Annotated in this window: 11 protein-coding genes and 1 riboswitch; all 11 genes read right to left on the bottom strand. The window is 61.6% G+C overall.

Going from position 1 to position 12,739, the window contains the following annotated elements:
* Nucleotides 1-7: 7 nt before the first annotated feature.
* Nucleotides 8-880, bottom strand: a complete 873-nt coding sequence (locus BQ9846_RS11530) for a cobalamin-binding protein (RefSeq protein WP_144049448.1) — start codon at nucleotides 878-880, stop codon at nucleotides 8-10.
* A 47-nt stretch (nucleotides 881-927) separates the two neighbouring features.
* Nucleotides 928-1,224 (bottom strand): DUF2149 domain-containing protein, encoded by a 297-nt coding sequence (locus BQ9846_RS11525; protein WP_075881103.1) that lies wholly within the window; start codon nucleotides 1,222-1,224, stop codon nucleotides 928-930.
* Nucleotides 1,221-1,682, bottom strand: coding sequence for a MotA/TolQ/ExbB proton channel family protein (locus BQ9846_RS11520; RefSeq protein ID WP_210433187.1), 462 nt, complete (start codon nucleotides 1,680-1,682; stop codon nucleotides 1,221-1,223). The genes BQ9846_RS11525 and BQ9846_RS11520 overlap by 4 nt, the downstream gene beginning before the upstream one ends.
* Nucleotides 1,679-6,136, bottom strand: a complete 4,458-nt coding sequence (locus BQ9846_RS11515) for a cobaltochelatase subunit CobN (protein WP_144049417.1) — start codon at nucleotides 6,134-6,136, stop codon at nucleotides 1,679-1,681. Before BQ9846_RS11515 ends, BQ9846_RS11520 begins: the two co-directional genes overlap by 4 nt.
* A gap of 16 nt (nucleotides 6,137-6,152) precedes the next feature.
* A complete protein-coding gene (locus BQ9846_RS11510; protein WP_075881101.1) occupies nucleotides 6,153-7,976 on the bottom strand; it encodes a TonB-dependent receptor domain-containing protein in 1,824 nt (607 codons plus the stop codon).
* Between the two features lie 137 nt (nucleotides 7,977-8,113).
* Nucleotides 8,114-8,336: riboswitch (cobalamin riboswitch) on the bottom strand.
* Nucleotides 8,337-8,362: 26 nt separating this feature from the next.
* Nucleotides 8,363-8,797: a bifunctional adenosylcobinamide kinase/adenosylcobinamide-phosphate guanylyltransferase gene (locus tag BQ9846_RS11505; RefSeq protein WP_075881100.1), complete on the bottom strand. Its 435-nt coding sequence runs from the start codon at nucleotides 8,795-8,797 to the stop codon at nucleotides 8,363-8,365.
* Nucleotides 8,749-9,384 carry a histidine phosphatase family protein gene (locus BQ9846_RS11500; protein WP_075881099.1) on the bottom strand — a complete coding sequence of 212 codons (636 nt, stop codon included), beginning with the start codon at nucleotides 9,382-9,384 and terminating at the stop codon, nucleotides 8,749-8,751. The genes BQ9846_RS11505 and BQ9846_RS11500 overlap by 49 nt, the downstream gene beginning before the upstream one ends.
* Nucleotides 9,336-10,094: an adenosylcobinamide-GDP ribazoletransferase gene (gene cobS / locus BQ9846_RS11495; RefSeq protein WP_075881098.1), complete on the bottom strand. Its 759-nt coding sequence runs from the start codon at nucleotides 10,092-10,094 to the stop codon at nucleotides 9,336-9,338. The genes BQ9846_RS11500 and cobS overlap by 49 nt, the downstream gene beginning before the upstream one ends.
* A complete protein-coding gene (locus BQ9846_RS11490) occupies nucleotides 10,091-10,645 on the bottom strand; it encodes a bifunctional adenosylcobinamide kinase/adenosylcobinamide-phosphate guanylyltransferase (RefSeq protein ID WP_075881097.1) in 555 nt (184 codons plus the stop codon). Before BQ9846_RS11490 ends, cobS begins: the two co-directional genes overlap by 4 nt.
* A complete protein-coding gene (cobD, locus tag BQ9846_RS11485; RefSeq protein WP_075881096.1) occupies nucleotides 10,642-11,736 on the bottom strand; it encodes a threonine-phosphate decarboxylase CobD in 1,095 nt (364 codons plus the stop codon). Before cobD ends, BQ9846_RS11490 begins: the two co-directional genes overlap by 4 nt.
* A complete protein-coding gene (gene cbiB, locus BQ9846_RS11480; RefSeq protein ID WP_422821884.1) occupies nucleotides 11,733-12,713 on the bottom strand; it encodes an adenosylcobinamide-phosphate synthase CbiB in 981 nt (326 codons plus the stop codon). The genes cobD and cbiB overlap by 4 nt, the downstream gene beginning before the upstream one ends.
* Between the last annotated feature and the right edge of the window lie 26 nt (nucleotides 12,714-12,739).

Genomic DNA, 12,739 nt, shown 5'->3' with positions numbered 1-12,739 from the left:
AGCCAGATCAGCGCCGTTCACGCGCCACCTCGAGTTTTTCGCAGAACAGCCGGCTGCCTTCGAGCAGACGTGGCGTGGGGCGCTGAATCAGCGAAGGCGGCACGAAAAAGAGATTGTCGTTCTGTACCGCCTGAAGGTTGGAGTACTGCTCCCAATGGGTCAGCCAATCGCGGTTTTCCTCGCCCATGCCACCCGCCAGAATCGCCTCGGGGTTGGCGGCCAATACCGCCTCGTCGTCGATGCGGGGCACCAAGCGCGAAAGGTCGCCGAACACATTGCCCCCGCCGCACAGCGTTAGCACCTTGCCGATAAAGTGCTCATCGTTGATGGTCATCAAGGGTTCATCCCAGACTTGATAGAACACTTCCACCGGCTCGGCGTCCTTGAACGTTGCGGCCAGCTCGGCAATTCCCTGACGAAAATCCTCCGCAGCCCGGATGCCTTCCTGCTGGGTATCCGCCAACTGCGCTAGTCGTTCGATGGCGCTGGCCACGCCTTCGAAATCGCGCGGCTCGATATAGAACACCGGCACCCCCAGCGCTTCGATGGTTTCCATCTGCTCGGCGGGGTTGCCTGTAGTCCAGCCGATCACCAGATCCGGGCGCAATGTGGCCAGCGCTTCCAGGTCCAGGCGCGTATGACTGCCTACCGACGGTACCTCTTTCGCTTCCGGGGGGAAATCGCTGTAGGAGACCACCGCCACCACCTGCTCTCCGGCGCCCGCAGCGTAGACAAGCTCCGTCGCCCCGGGCGAAAGCGCGGCAATCCGCTTGGCGGGGGCCGCCAGGCACACTTCTCGGTCGCGGTCATCGACGGCACATATCTCGCCATCACTAGCCCAGGCCGGCAAGGCACATAAACCCAGCAGCGCCGACATCATCCAACAGCGTACATTGAAAGTCTTTGCAGGGGGTATTCCGATTCTGGTCATGGTTTCGCCCCATCGTCGATCAGGATCAAGCGCCCGCTTTGCGAGTCGCGATAAACCCGGCCCACGCTCTCGTAGCCGCTACCTGTTTCTCCGACACCTGCGGGCATTTCGGGCAACTCACGCCCGGCGTTGACGTCCATACCGCCTGTCGGCTTGGCGCCTTGGGAGGCCGCCAAGGCCACCATTAGGCCCACGGCGAATACCAGCATGATATCGGCCAGGTTGGCCAGAGGACCCATGGGTTCTTCATCGATCGTATCGAAGCGGCTGCGGCGGTAATCGGGAACGCTCATGGACTCTCCTCCAGCTGCGACATGGCGGCGTCGTACCAGCGCCGACGAAGCCGGCCCAACAGAAAACCGAGAATGCCCACCAATAGACCCATTACGGTGGTATTGAAAGCCACCGTCACCGCCTGCGCCAGTACATCGAGCTGGCCCTTTCCCAGGGCGGCCAAGCCCGGCCCCAGCGGAATCAGGGTACCCATCAGGCCGAGCATGGGGCCGATACGCGACAAGACATCGGCGCGGTCGATGGCGCGACGCGCACGCCGCGCCAGCAACTCACTCTGGCGAGCCTCGACCAGACGCCGAATCCCGCCACTGCGCTCACCGATAGTCAAGCCCAGCTCCCAGATCGACAGCGCCACCAGGGCCAGCAATACCAGCATGACCGGGGTCAGCAGCCAGTCGACCAGCATGCCCATGATCTCAAGCGTTGCCGTGGTCAATCCCGTCTGGGTCGGCATCATGACTGCTTCCCTCCTATTGCTGAATGGTGCGTGCGTCGTCCGGCAACAATGCCGCCGAGCAGCAACAGCAACGCCACTGCGCCTAGTAACCAAGGCAGTATCGAATCCCCACCTTCGGCTGACATTTGCGCGTTTTCGGTATCAGCTTCGGCGCTATCCGTCTCAGTGGCCTCCGTTTCGGCGCCATCCGTCTCAGCGGCATCGGCTTCGGGCGCGGCTTGGTGCGGCTGAATTTCCCGAATACTTGCCGGTGTCGGCTGGGGTTCGGGACGTTCTATTCGCGCTGACTCGATCACCGCCTCGAAAGTCTCGCGCAGATCAGTGTCCAGCCGCTCGGCAACCCAGGGCAGCAGCGGATGGTCAGGGTGCGTATGGCCACTACCGGGCAGGCCGTGTTCGCTGACCGCTTCGGCGAATTCACGCGTCAAACGATCGAGGGTTTCCTGGCTGGCTTCCCAGAAGTCACGCTTTGCCGCCAGCAGCGCAATGGATTGCATGTGCGTTTTGACGTGAACGTTGTGCTCCTCACTCAGGAACTCATCCAGCCCCAACCCATGGCTATCCTGAAAATAAACCGCATCGACCTCGTCCCACACCCAGGAACGTACCACCTCGGGGCTTGTCACCTGCCAGCCCCAGAGGTTATCCAGAAAATCGCTGCCCAGGGTACGCGCCCCGGCATAGCCGTGATCCATCAGCGGCTTGATCCATTGCGGATTAAGGTTGCGCCCGCGCAGCTCGCTCAGCAGGGCTCGTTCTAGGCTTTCCACCCTGGGGTTTTTAGGGTCGGCATGCTGGAGGACGCGGTTATCGGGCGCGTCGCCGCGCACCTGCTCCACCGCCGTTGAAAGTCCACCCTGGAAGTCGAAGCCGTCGTCGTTATCCAGCAGGCCATAGAGGTGGCTGGCCCGGCCCAGATAAGTACGCTCGACCCGCGCCAGACTGGCATCGAAGGCGGCATGGGAGGGCTCGCCATTTTGCTGCTTGCCATAAGCGTGTCCCATGCGGCGGCGATAGGCGCTGCCCAGTTCACTGCGGTCTTCCCAGGCACTCGAGCGCGATGCCAGGCGATTGACCCCGGCGCCGTAGCCGCCCGGTGCGGTACCGAATACGCGCAAAGCGGCCTGCTCGCCGGCACGGGCTTCCGAGCTATCCGCCGCCATCAGTTCCCGCGTATCGGCCACCCAACGCGCCGCGACACGGTTATTCGCCAATGACTCGGCACCTGGGTCGCGCATGTCGCTGGGCAGTGGCGCTAAGGCGGCGTCCAGGGCATTGATCAGTTGGGGATGCTCGGCACGGATGGTATCGCTGGCACCGTCCAGGGCCAGGCGCACGGCCAGATCAAGCCAGACGAGCTGGTCCTCGTAGAGATCGCGGAACAGCCCTGAGGTGGTGAACAATACATCGCGGCGCATCTTACGCCGCTCGCCCTGGGTTTTACCGTTCAGCGACAAGCGCTCGAGACCCTCGACGATGCCCCGAGAGTTCCAGCGCGGCCGCACGCCCAACATGTCGAGTCCAAAGGCGATCAGCACGCCTTCGTCGCGCACCGTATCCGAGGCCCAGAGCACCAGGGCTTCGCTGCCTTCTACAGCGTCGCCCTCTCCTTCGCCGGCATCACGGGCACGGGCGGTCGCCGCCATCTCGCTGCCCAGCGACCAGGCTACCCGGGTCGGAATCAAATCCCCTGAAAGCGCGTGAAAATTGCGCCCTGTCGGCAATACCTCGGGGGTACGGATGGGATCGTTACCTAGTCCCGGCGGCACGAAGCGTCCTTCCAGGGCCGCCAGCCAGTGGTTGCGTTCAGCAGCGGTGGATTCGCTTAGCAGCGCACGCCAGTGCTCGCGCTTTTCCCTGTCGACATCACTATCGCCGATCATCGACGCAAGCATGGTGTCGACCGCCTCGTCGCTCCAGTCCCGCCCGAACACATGCAACCCCAGCGGCATGAAGCTCTCCTGCATGTCGGTGACGTAGTGCCCGGCCTCGTGCACCAGCAGATCTTCCGACACCTCGGCGAGGATCACTTCTTCATCGGCAATGCCCAGATCGCCGGCGATTTCGCGCTCGAACTCCTCGGTAAGACTGAGGCTCTGAATACGCTCGCGCAGAAGCGCCACCGCCCGACGGCGCGTCGGGCTTTCGGGCGATACCGCAGCCTCCCAGGTTTCTACAAGTTGGCGCAGCTCGAGCAGGTCATCATAGAGTTCGGTGGCGGCCAGGGGCGGCGTCAAATGGCTGATCATCACCCCCAGCGCACGCCGCTTAGCCTGGATGCCTTCCCCTACGCCGTCGACGATATAGGGGTAGATCAACGGCAGATCGCCGCCCAGAAGATCCGGATAGTCATCGCCCGTCAGGCCCGCACGGCGGCGTGGCAGGAACTCCCGGGTCGAATGGCGGCCGAGATAGACCAGCGCATCGGCCTCGAAGTGGTCACGCAGCCAGTGATAAAACCCTATGTACTGATGGGTTGGCGGGAAGGTGGTGTTGGCGTGCAGCAGCGACTCATCAATCTCCCAGCCGCGCGGAGGCTGTGGACCGATGAACACATTGCCGAAACGCAGCCCCGGGAAAAGCATCCGCTCATCGATCACCATGGAGCGCCCGGGCGCCTCGCCCCAGCCGGAAAGCCCCGGAATACCGGTGGCAAGCAAGGCATCGCGCAGGGTTTCGAGCGCCTCAAGCCTATCTTCGCGGCTCGCGCCCTCAGCGCCGCTTTCGTAGGCCAGCCACTCCTGCCAGCCACTGACGTACTGTTCCAGCAGATCCAGGGCACGCGTCTGAGCGGGGTGGTCGTGGTTTTCAAGCAGGTGGCGCATATCCTTGGCCACGCGCTCGAGCACGTCACTGACCAGCGCCGGCTCGCCGAACGAGTCCGCAGCGACAAGACGGGCATGCATATAGCCCAGTGGGCCGTCTTCAAGCTCGCCCTGAATAGGCGCGGGCAGCGTCTCGAAATAGCCCAGGTACTCATCGCGGCTTAGCGAGGGCACCTGCCCCGCCATACTCTCCATGGCCTTACGATCCTGAGGCAGATTGACCCCGCGCTGCTGGATCAGATCGTGCAGTGCCTCGGGGCTCGCCGGCAATTCGCCTACGTCATAGCCGGCATCCGCCAACCAATGGAGCATCTCGAACAGGGATGCCGGCACGTCCAGATTGTCGGCGCCCACGTTCTGACGCCCCGGCGGATGGTTATAGTAGACAAGCGCGACTTTCTTGTCGGCGTTATCCAACTCACGCAGCCGTTGCCAGCGAGCCAGCCGATCCGCCATGGCGGTGACGCGCTCGTCCACCGGGCGCGTTAATCTCAGCTCGACGCCAGTCCTTTTATCGAGTGACTTGGGTGTGGCCACCGCCAACACCAACGGTTGGCTCACTCCTTGTAGCTCCGGCATCGCCAGTTTGTAGTGCACCGAGTCGCGTGGCAGGCCGTCGCTTGAAAGACGCCACTGGGCCTCGGTACGATCGCTGAGGCGCAGGCCTTTGAGTACCGGCACATCCAGGGCTTCAAGTGTCTGGGTCACCTCTCGCCGACCTTCGCCACCGCCGAGGGTGAAATCCTGCAGGCTGAGAATACCGGAAAGACTTGCTTTGCCGAGAGTGTCGGGGAGGCGCTCCAACGCCTCCAGGGTAGCGCCGCCCCAGCGCGACAACACCGAAAAGCACTGAATCTCGAGCTCTTCAAGGGCGTCACAGATGGCATCCAGCAGGGCCCTGTCTCCCGGCCGATCGCCGCTGTCCAGGTCGATGATCGCCACCGCGCTGCCAGATTCAAGCTGCAGGTCCGTCACCTCAGTACTGGCAGTGCCATAGCGATAATAACGAATCGCTTCCCGAGGCGAAGGCTTGGGCACTTCCATGTCACTCTCAATCCCCGCCTGAGCGAGCAGCCAACGCATGAGATTATCGAGATGTTCAGGGCTACGTCCCTGATAATAGGCCCGACCCTGAAGCCAGTCAGCCTGCGCCACGAAGCGTTGCTGCTTGCCCGCCAAGTGCTCACGGGCCGATTCATCGGGCTCCGGCCCGGCCACCAGTTCACTCAAGCCTTCCTGATCAAGCGATTCGAGCACACGCTCGCCATCGCGTCGGGACAGCCGCGTCAAACGCCGGTCGCTGTTGATCGCGAGTATCGGTACTTGCTCGGAGGTCGAGGTTTCCACCAGCCGCCCCAGGCGCCCGACCTGATCACCGAAAACCGCCGCCAGCAGCAAGGCATCGGCGCGCTGAAGCAGCTCGGCAATCTCGCCATCTCCCAGCGTTGCCAATTGCTCCGGGGTTCTCAGCAGCACCTCGTGTTCAGGGTAATTGTCCAGAAAACGGTGCGCCCCGGCGGCGAGTTCCGCCGCCGAGCGCTCCGAGACCACCCCGACCACCGTGCCCGCCGAAGCCAGCACCGGTAGCAGGGATAGCCACAACACAAGCCCAAAAAGCAGGCAGCGCATCACTGAGCACCTACCTTTATAAGCCATAGTTGATGCTGACAAAGGCGGCGCGACCGGCGTTCAGGTAATTGTCCCCGTTGAAGAACTTGGCGGTTGCGTAGTCTTTATCGAAGACGTTTTCGACGGTCAGACGAGTTGACCATAGCGGCGCGAACTGCCATCCGGCACGCAAGTTGACAAGACCGTAGCCTGCCAGGCGCTCTTGGTTTTCGGCATCGTCGTAACGATGGTTCTGTGCAATCCAGGAGCCGCCCAAGGAGACATCGCCCAGTTCACGGTCGATATCCAGGCGCAGGCTTTCACTGGCACGACGCTGGAGACGGTTTCCGGTGTCACGGTTTTCAGGGTCGGTATAAGTCAGCGCGGCCTGTAAGGTCCAGTCATTCAGCTCGGTCCCCGCAGAAAGCTCGGCGCCGCGAATGCGCGCCGTATCGACATTGAAGGCCGCATACACACCTTGCTGAGAGGTGAAGGCGATCAAGTCTTCCACATCGGTTTGATAGGCCGCCAAGTCCCAGAACAACCGGTCGTATTGACCGCGCACCCCTACCTCAAAGGTTTCAGAGGTTTCGGCGTTCAGGTCGGTATTGCCGAAACCGGGAAAATAGAGATCATTGAATGTGGGCGCCTTGAAGGCGGTGCCATAGCTTGTCCGCAGGGTATGATGATCATCCAGGTCGTAACCCAGCGCCAGGCTGCCGGTCACTTCCTCGCCGTATGCTTCGTTGTCATCGAAACGCAGGCTCGCCTGGACGGCAAGTGGTGAAAAATCCAATAGAGCTTGGGTGAAAACGGCGGTGTTGTCGCGACTGTCTTCAGCGTAATCCGTCGTGCCACTGACCTCATCTTCGCTATGTTCAGCCCCGACAACCCACTCGTGGTCAGCGATGCGCAGAGTGTTTTCCCAGCGGGCGGTGCGCGTTTGGGTTTCAAAGGCTGAAACGCTGGTGTCGGTGAAATTCTCGCTATCGTCGCGCGCCTCGCTCAAGGTGAAACGGCTGTGCCAGTTCTGAGTGACCGGCAGTTCGGCGTAGACGCCGGCTACCTGCTGAACGAAATCAATGTTGCCCCCGTCATATTCGGTGTTTCCCCGTGCGCGTAGCGCCAACACACCCACTTCGGCGCCGTTATCGAAGGTATGCGCCATTCGCGCCAGGCCGGAGGTGTTGTCGTAGCCCTTGTCTTCGCCCCCTTCGCGAATTGCCGTGCCATCAGTATCGATGCGGCTACCGGCAAAGCTGTAACGCGTGCCACCTTCGCTTCCCGAAAGCGTGGCACTGAGACGCTGGGTGTCGAAAGAACCAGCCCCGGCGGAAATTGTCGGGTGCTGCTCTTCGCCTTCGGCTTCATGGGTAAACAACTGAACCACCCCGCCTACAGCATCAGCGCCATAGAGGCTACCGCGAGGGCCACGGACGATCTCGGCGCGCTCAAACATGCGCGGATCAAGGTGCTGCCAGGCCGCACCACCGGTGGTGGCCGAACGCAAGCGAATGCCATCAATCAGCAGAACAGCGGAATCACTGCCTGTACCGCGTATATAAACACTGCTGGTCTTGCCGAAGGAGCCATTGGTTTGAATATCCACTCCCGGCCGGCCGCGCAGCAGATCGGGAATACTGATGGGATCCTGGCGACGCAGAGTCGCTTCATCGAGTACGGTGACGGAAGCCAGCGTTTCATCGGCGGTGCGCGGCGCCCGGGTGGCGGTGACCACGACCGGGTTGAGATCGACGGAACTGGAATTCGGTGTGCTATCGCTCTGAGCCTGAACGGCCAGAGGGAGTGCTGCCAGGCTGAAGGCTGCCAGGCCACAAGCGGTGTTGATTTGCGTTTTCATGGGGATCCCTTGCTCACCGTACGCACCCGTACGGCAGTTCTTTTGCGGTCACCAGGACGGCAAGGGATCGAGGAAGAGGGAGAACGATAAAAATGAAACGGCGACGTCTGCCCTGCCTCAACGTCGCCCACCGCAACCCGGCATTGAACTCTCGGGCCGGTCTCCGGGCTGACGAGCGAAAGCATAGTTCAATAGAAAAACCAGGCTTCCCGAACGGCTGCCTTCCCGTGCTAAAGCACAGTGGCATAAGAGCCGTTCTTGTCTCGATCACCGTTGCGGGGGCAGCGTCGGAATGGATGCACCGACTTCCCGTTTCACTGACGGCAACTTGCCGCCAGCACCTGAGAGAGCGCGTAAACTAGCAAGTTGGCAAAGAGAGGTCAATTTTAACCGTGACCATCGAGCCTCATCACCAACCCATGGCGCACATACCAGGTTTTTTCGGCGCAGCGAGCAGCGTCCTGGGCCAGCCAACCGGCAAGATCGCGAAGCCTGCGATCCTCGGCCGCCATCGGCACGATACCGCGCCCGACTTCCGGTACGATCAGCACGATTTCCGGGCCTCCCCGACGCTCGGCTTCGGCCAACGTTTCAAGTTCAGTGGCCATTGCCTGACGCAGCGCATCGTCATCGGGCTCTGTCTTGAGCGCGGTTTCCATCCAGGCCAGCCAGCCGGTCAGCACTCTCGTCTTAGGCGGCAAGGTTTCCGAAAACTGAGGCAAGGGGCTTCCCTGCACCAACCGATGCCACACCGCTTCGGGAAATCGTGCAGTTACGGCGTCGCGTTTTCCAGCACAGGCACCGCCGATGAAGAGCTGCATTGCCATTCTCCCTGGACGTGAATAAACGTGAAGCATCGCCCCTGGGCCTGGCCGACGCTGCCCTCCCAGAAATCGATGGTTTCAAAGCGCCTGCGCAGTTCCCTGATCACCCCGCCATGGGTCACCGCCAGCACCTGCCGGTGTTTCCCCGCGCCGGCGGCAGTGAACATATCCTCCAGCCAGCCGCTCAGTCTTTCCCGCATGGCGGCGGTCGACTCTCCTCCCGGCGGCGCCTGCTCACCCCGACTGTCGATCCAGGCCCGGTAACCGGCAATGTCCTGAAGTTCCTCGTAGCACTTGCCCTCGTAAGCGCCAAAATCAAGCTCGCGCAAGCGTGCATCGAAGTGCGCCGAAACCTGGGGTTCACTCAGCACGTGGGCCAGGGTCTGGCGGCAACGTATCAGGTCGCTGCAATGCACGGCATCGAAACGTTCGTTGAGAAAACCGTCACGTAACCTGTCCAAGTCGGCATTGGCCTCAGGCAACAGCAAGGGTATATCGCGTTGCCCCTGATAGCGTCGCTCGTGATTCCAGGCGGTCAGGCCATGACGAACGACCACCAGCTCCAGCCGATCAGCAGCAGCCATAGTTCTCCTCCTTCGATGGCGGCACCCACGATATCGCCATTGATACCGGTAAAGCTTCGGATCATCGCCAGCGTATACAACGACACAAACACCAACAGGCCGCCTAGCAGTATCGTCCATTGCGGTAGCCATAGGAATAGCAAAGATAACGGTATAAATGAGAGTGGCAGATCACGCTGACGAAGGTGTTGTCGCCACACCCAGGCAAGCCCTTCGCGGCGGGCACAAGGGGCCAGGCACAATAGCGCCACCGCAGCAAAGCGGGAAAGCGCCGGAATCGCCACCAGCAATGCCAGCGGCAGGTCGGCCTCTAGTAATGCCCACAGCAACATCCCTTTCCAGGCCAGTAGGAAGACCAGCGCCAGTATCCCGAAGCTGCCCACTTGCGGATCTTTCATGATTTCCCAACGACGTTCCAGCGGCATGTTGCTGCCAAGGGCATCGGCCACGTCCATGAGGCCGTCCAAGTGCAACCCCCCGGAAAGCCCGATCCATACACTGAGTAGCGCAAGCGCCAGCAATGGCGTGGGCAACAGCCCTTGTAGCAGTGCCGCCACACCGGCCAGCAGCGCCCCCAGCAACAGCCCTACCAGCGGGTAGCAGCGCAGCGCCCAGCGGCTAGTCGCCGGGCGCCAAGGGCACTCGACAGGCACCGGCAGCCGGGTAAGGAACTGAATGGCCAGCAGCAGGCCGAAACCGGCGTCTTTCATGGCGTTTCCTTAGCGTCAAGCGCCGCTTTCTTCCATTCGATGGCGAGCCCCGCCACCACTTCGATCACCCTGTCGGCATCGAGAGCAAGGCGACGATGCAGGCCTTGAAGAAAGTCCAGGTAGCGCCAGGTTTCGGCGTCCCTGGGTGGCAGGTCCTCATTGAGATCGTTGGAGACTACTACCAGTACAATCCTGCGGTTTCGCGCCTCGGCCAGCAGTTCGCTTAGCTGCGTGAGCCCCCTCGCCTCGTCGAACCCCGCTTCATAAAGCGCCCGGCTGGCCCAGAGGGTCAGGCAATCCAGCAGCACGGTGCCGCCCGCCTCGACCTCATCCAGCGCCGTGCTCAGGGCAAACGATGCCTCCAGGGTGATCCAGCCGGGCCCGCGTTCACGGCGGTGGCGCTCTATACGGGCGGTCATTTCGGCATCCGAGCCGGTTGCCGTGGCCAGGTAGTAACGCTTGCCACCTCGCTTTTTTTGCCACTCAAGCGTGAGACGTTCGGCCACCTCGCTCTTGCCGGAACGCGCCCCGCCACTGATGAAAGCGATCATGCGTCCCTCACATTTTGCAGCGCTTCCAGCAGACGGTCATTGTCGGCACGATCGCGTAGCGCCAGGCGCAGCCAGTCGCCTTCAAGCCCCGGAAAGTTATGCGTATGACGCGCCAGAATACCGCTGTGCAGAAGGCGTTCGAAAAGTGCCGCGCAGGTCTCACCGCCCGGTTCAGGACGCACCAGAAAGAAGTTGGCACGGCTGGGGGCGACCTCAAGCCCACAAGCGCCGAGAGCCTTCGCCATGCGGGAGTGTTCTTCACGCAGCCAGCGAAAAGTGCGCGACTGAAAACCTGTATCGCTTAGCAGCGGCGCCACCAGCTCCGCAGCCAGATGATTGACGCTCCAGGGAGGCTGATAAGAGCGGGCTTGATTGACGGTGTCGGCATTCGCCAGCAGATAACCCAGGCGTAAGCCCGGCAAGGTGTAGAACTTGGTCAAGGAGCGCAACAGGATAAGGTTATCAAAGCGCGCCAGCAGTGGTGTGAGACGCTCATCGTCCTCTACGATAAAGTCCACGAAAGCTTCGTCAATTACCAGGCGACAGTCACGCGCCCTCGCCATTTCGAGTAACGCTTCGATAGTGGCACGAGAAATCAGGGTTGCGGTGGGGTTGTTGGGGCGGCAGAGGAACATCACGTCGCACTCTTCGAGCGTGGTACCGAGCGCTTCCCACTCAAGCTTAAAATCCAGGCCAGTCAAAGCGGTGGAAGCTATTGCCACGCCGTAAGCCCTGCAAGCCCGGGCGTACTCGGTGAAGGTGGGTTGCACGATGCCCGCCCAGCCCCCCGCGTGCAGGGCCGCGCTTAGGAAAATCGCCTCGGCGCCGCCGTTGGTCAGCAATACCTGCTCGGGGCTGATGCTTTCATGGTGGGCGATGGCGGCACACGCCGCTGTATAATCCGACGCCGGATAACGCGCTAGGCCAGAGACCAATTCGGCCAAGCGTTCGGGCACCCAAGCCGGTGGCCCCAGAGGGTTCAGGTTGGCGCTGAAGTCGATCAACGGATGATGTTCGGGCAACCCGAAACGAGCCAAAAGCGCCGATGCCTGGCCGCCGTGGCTGGGCCAGGCTACAACGGCTGGGTTCATGTCAACACCTCCCTGAACAGTACTTCCCTGAACAACACCACGCCTCCCATCAGCAGCCAAAACACCAGCCAACCGCCATGCATCAACGCAATCGCCCGGTGGATATGTCGCCCGTTCAAGGGTTCTAGCGGCTCGCCCAGCTGCGCGCGATGGGACGGCTGACCCGCATAATAGTTGGTCCCGCCTAGCTGTATTCCCAAAAGCCGTGCCACCATGGTTTCTGGCCAGCCGCTATTGGGACTTGGGTGAGTTGGCGCTTCACGTCGGGTGGCTTTTAGTGCACCTTTCAATGTTCCCCGTCTGCGGGTTCCAGGTAGGCAAAACGCCGCCAGCCAGATCGTCACAGCGGTTAGCCGCGCCGGTAACCAATTAGCCAGGTCATCAAGCTTCGCCGAGGCATAGCCGAAGTCCGCGTAACGCTCGTTACGGTAACCCACCATGGAATCCAACGTATTTACCGCCTTGTAAGCCAGAGCCAGCGGCGCTCCACCAATCAGCGCGAAAAACAGCGGTGCGGTTATACCGTCGACGGTATTCTCGGCTACGGTTTCCACTGTGCCGCGCGTGATCTCGCTCTCTTCAAGCGCATGGGTATCGCGGCCCACGATCATCGCCAGTGCCTGGCGAGCGGCGACGAGGTCGCCCTGAGCAAGAGGCGTCGCTACAACCAGGGCGGCACTGTGCAGCCCTTTGATGGCCAACGTGGTCGCCAGCAGCCATATCTCCGCGGCTATCGCCAGCATCGGATGCATTTGCGCCAGCACCGCAAGACCACCCCAGGCAAGGGCAAATACCGCTCCCACAACGACTATGGTTAGCAGCGCTCCCTTAGCACACCTTGTCAGCGCCGAACCCTGATTCCAGCGTTTTTCCAACGCCGCAATCAACCATCCCATCCCCACCACCGGATGCGGCAAGCAGCGAGGATCGCCGACGACAAGGTCGACCACTATCGCGACACTGACCAGGAGTAGCATTTCAAGCATCATGGCGAGTTTTACCG

The organism is Vreelandella massiliensis, assembly GCF_900155385.1.
In the GTDB taxonomy this organism is placed as follows: Bacteria; Pseudomonadota; Gammaproteobacteria; order Pseudomonadales; family Halomonadaceae; genus Vreelandella; species Vreelandella massiliensis.
Note: the sequence above shows the minus strand (reverse complement) of the source record. Positions and strands in the feature narration are given on the sequence as shown.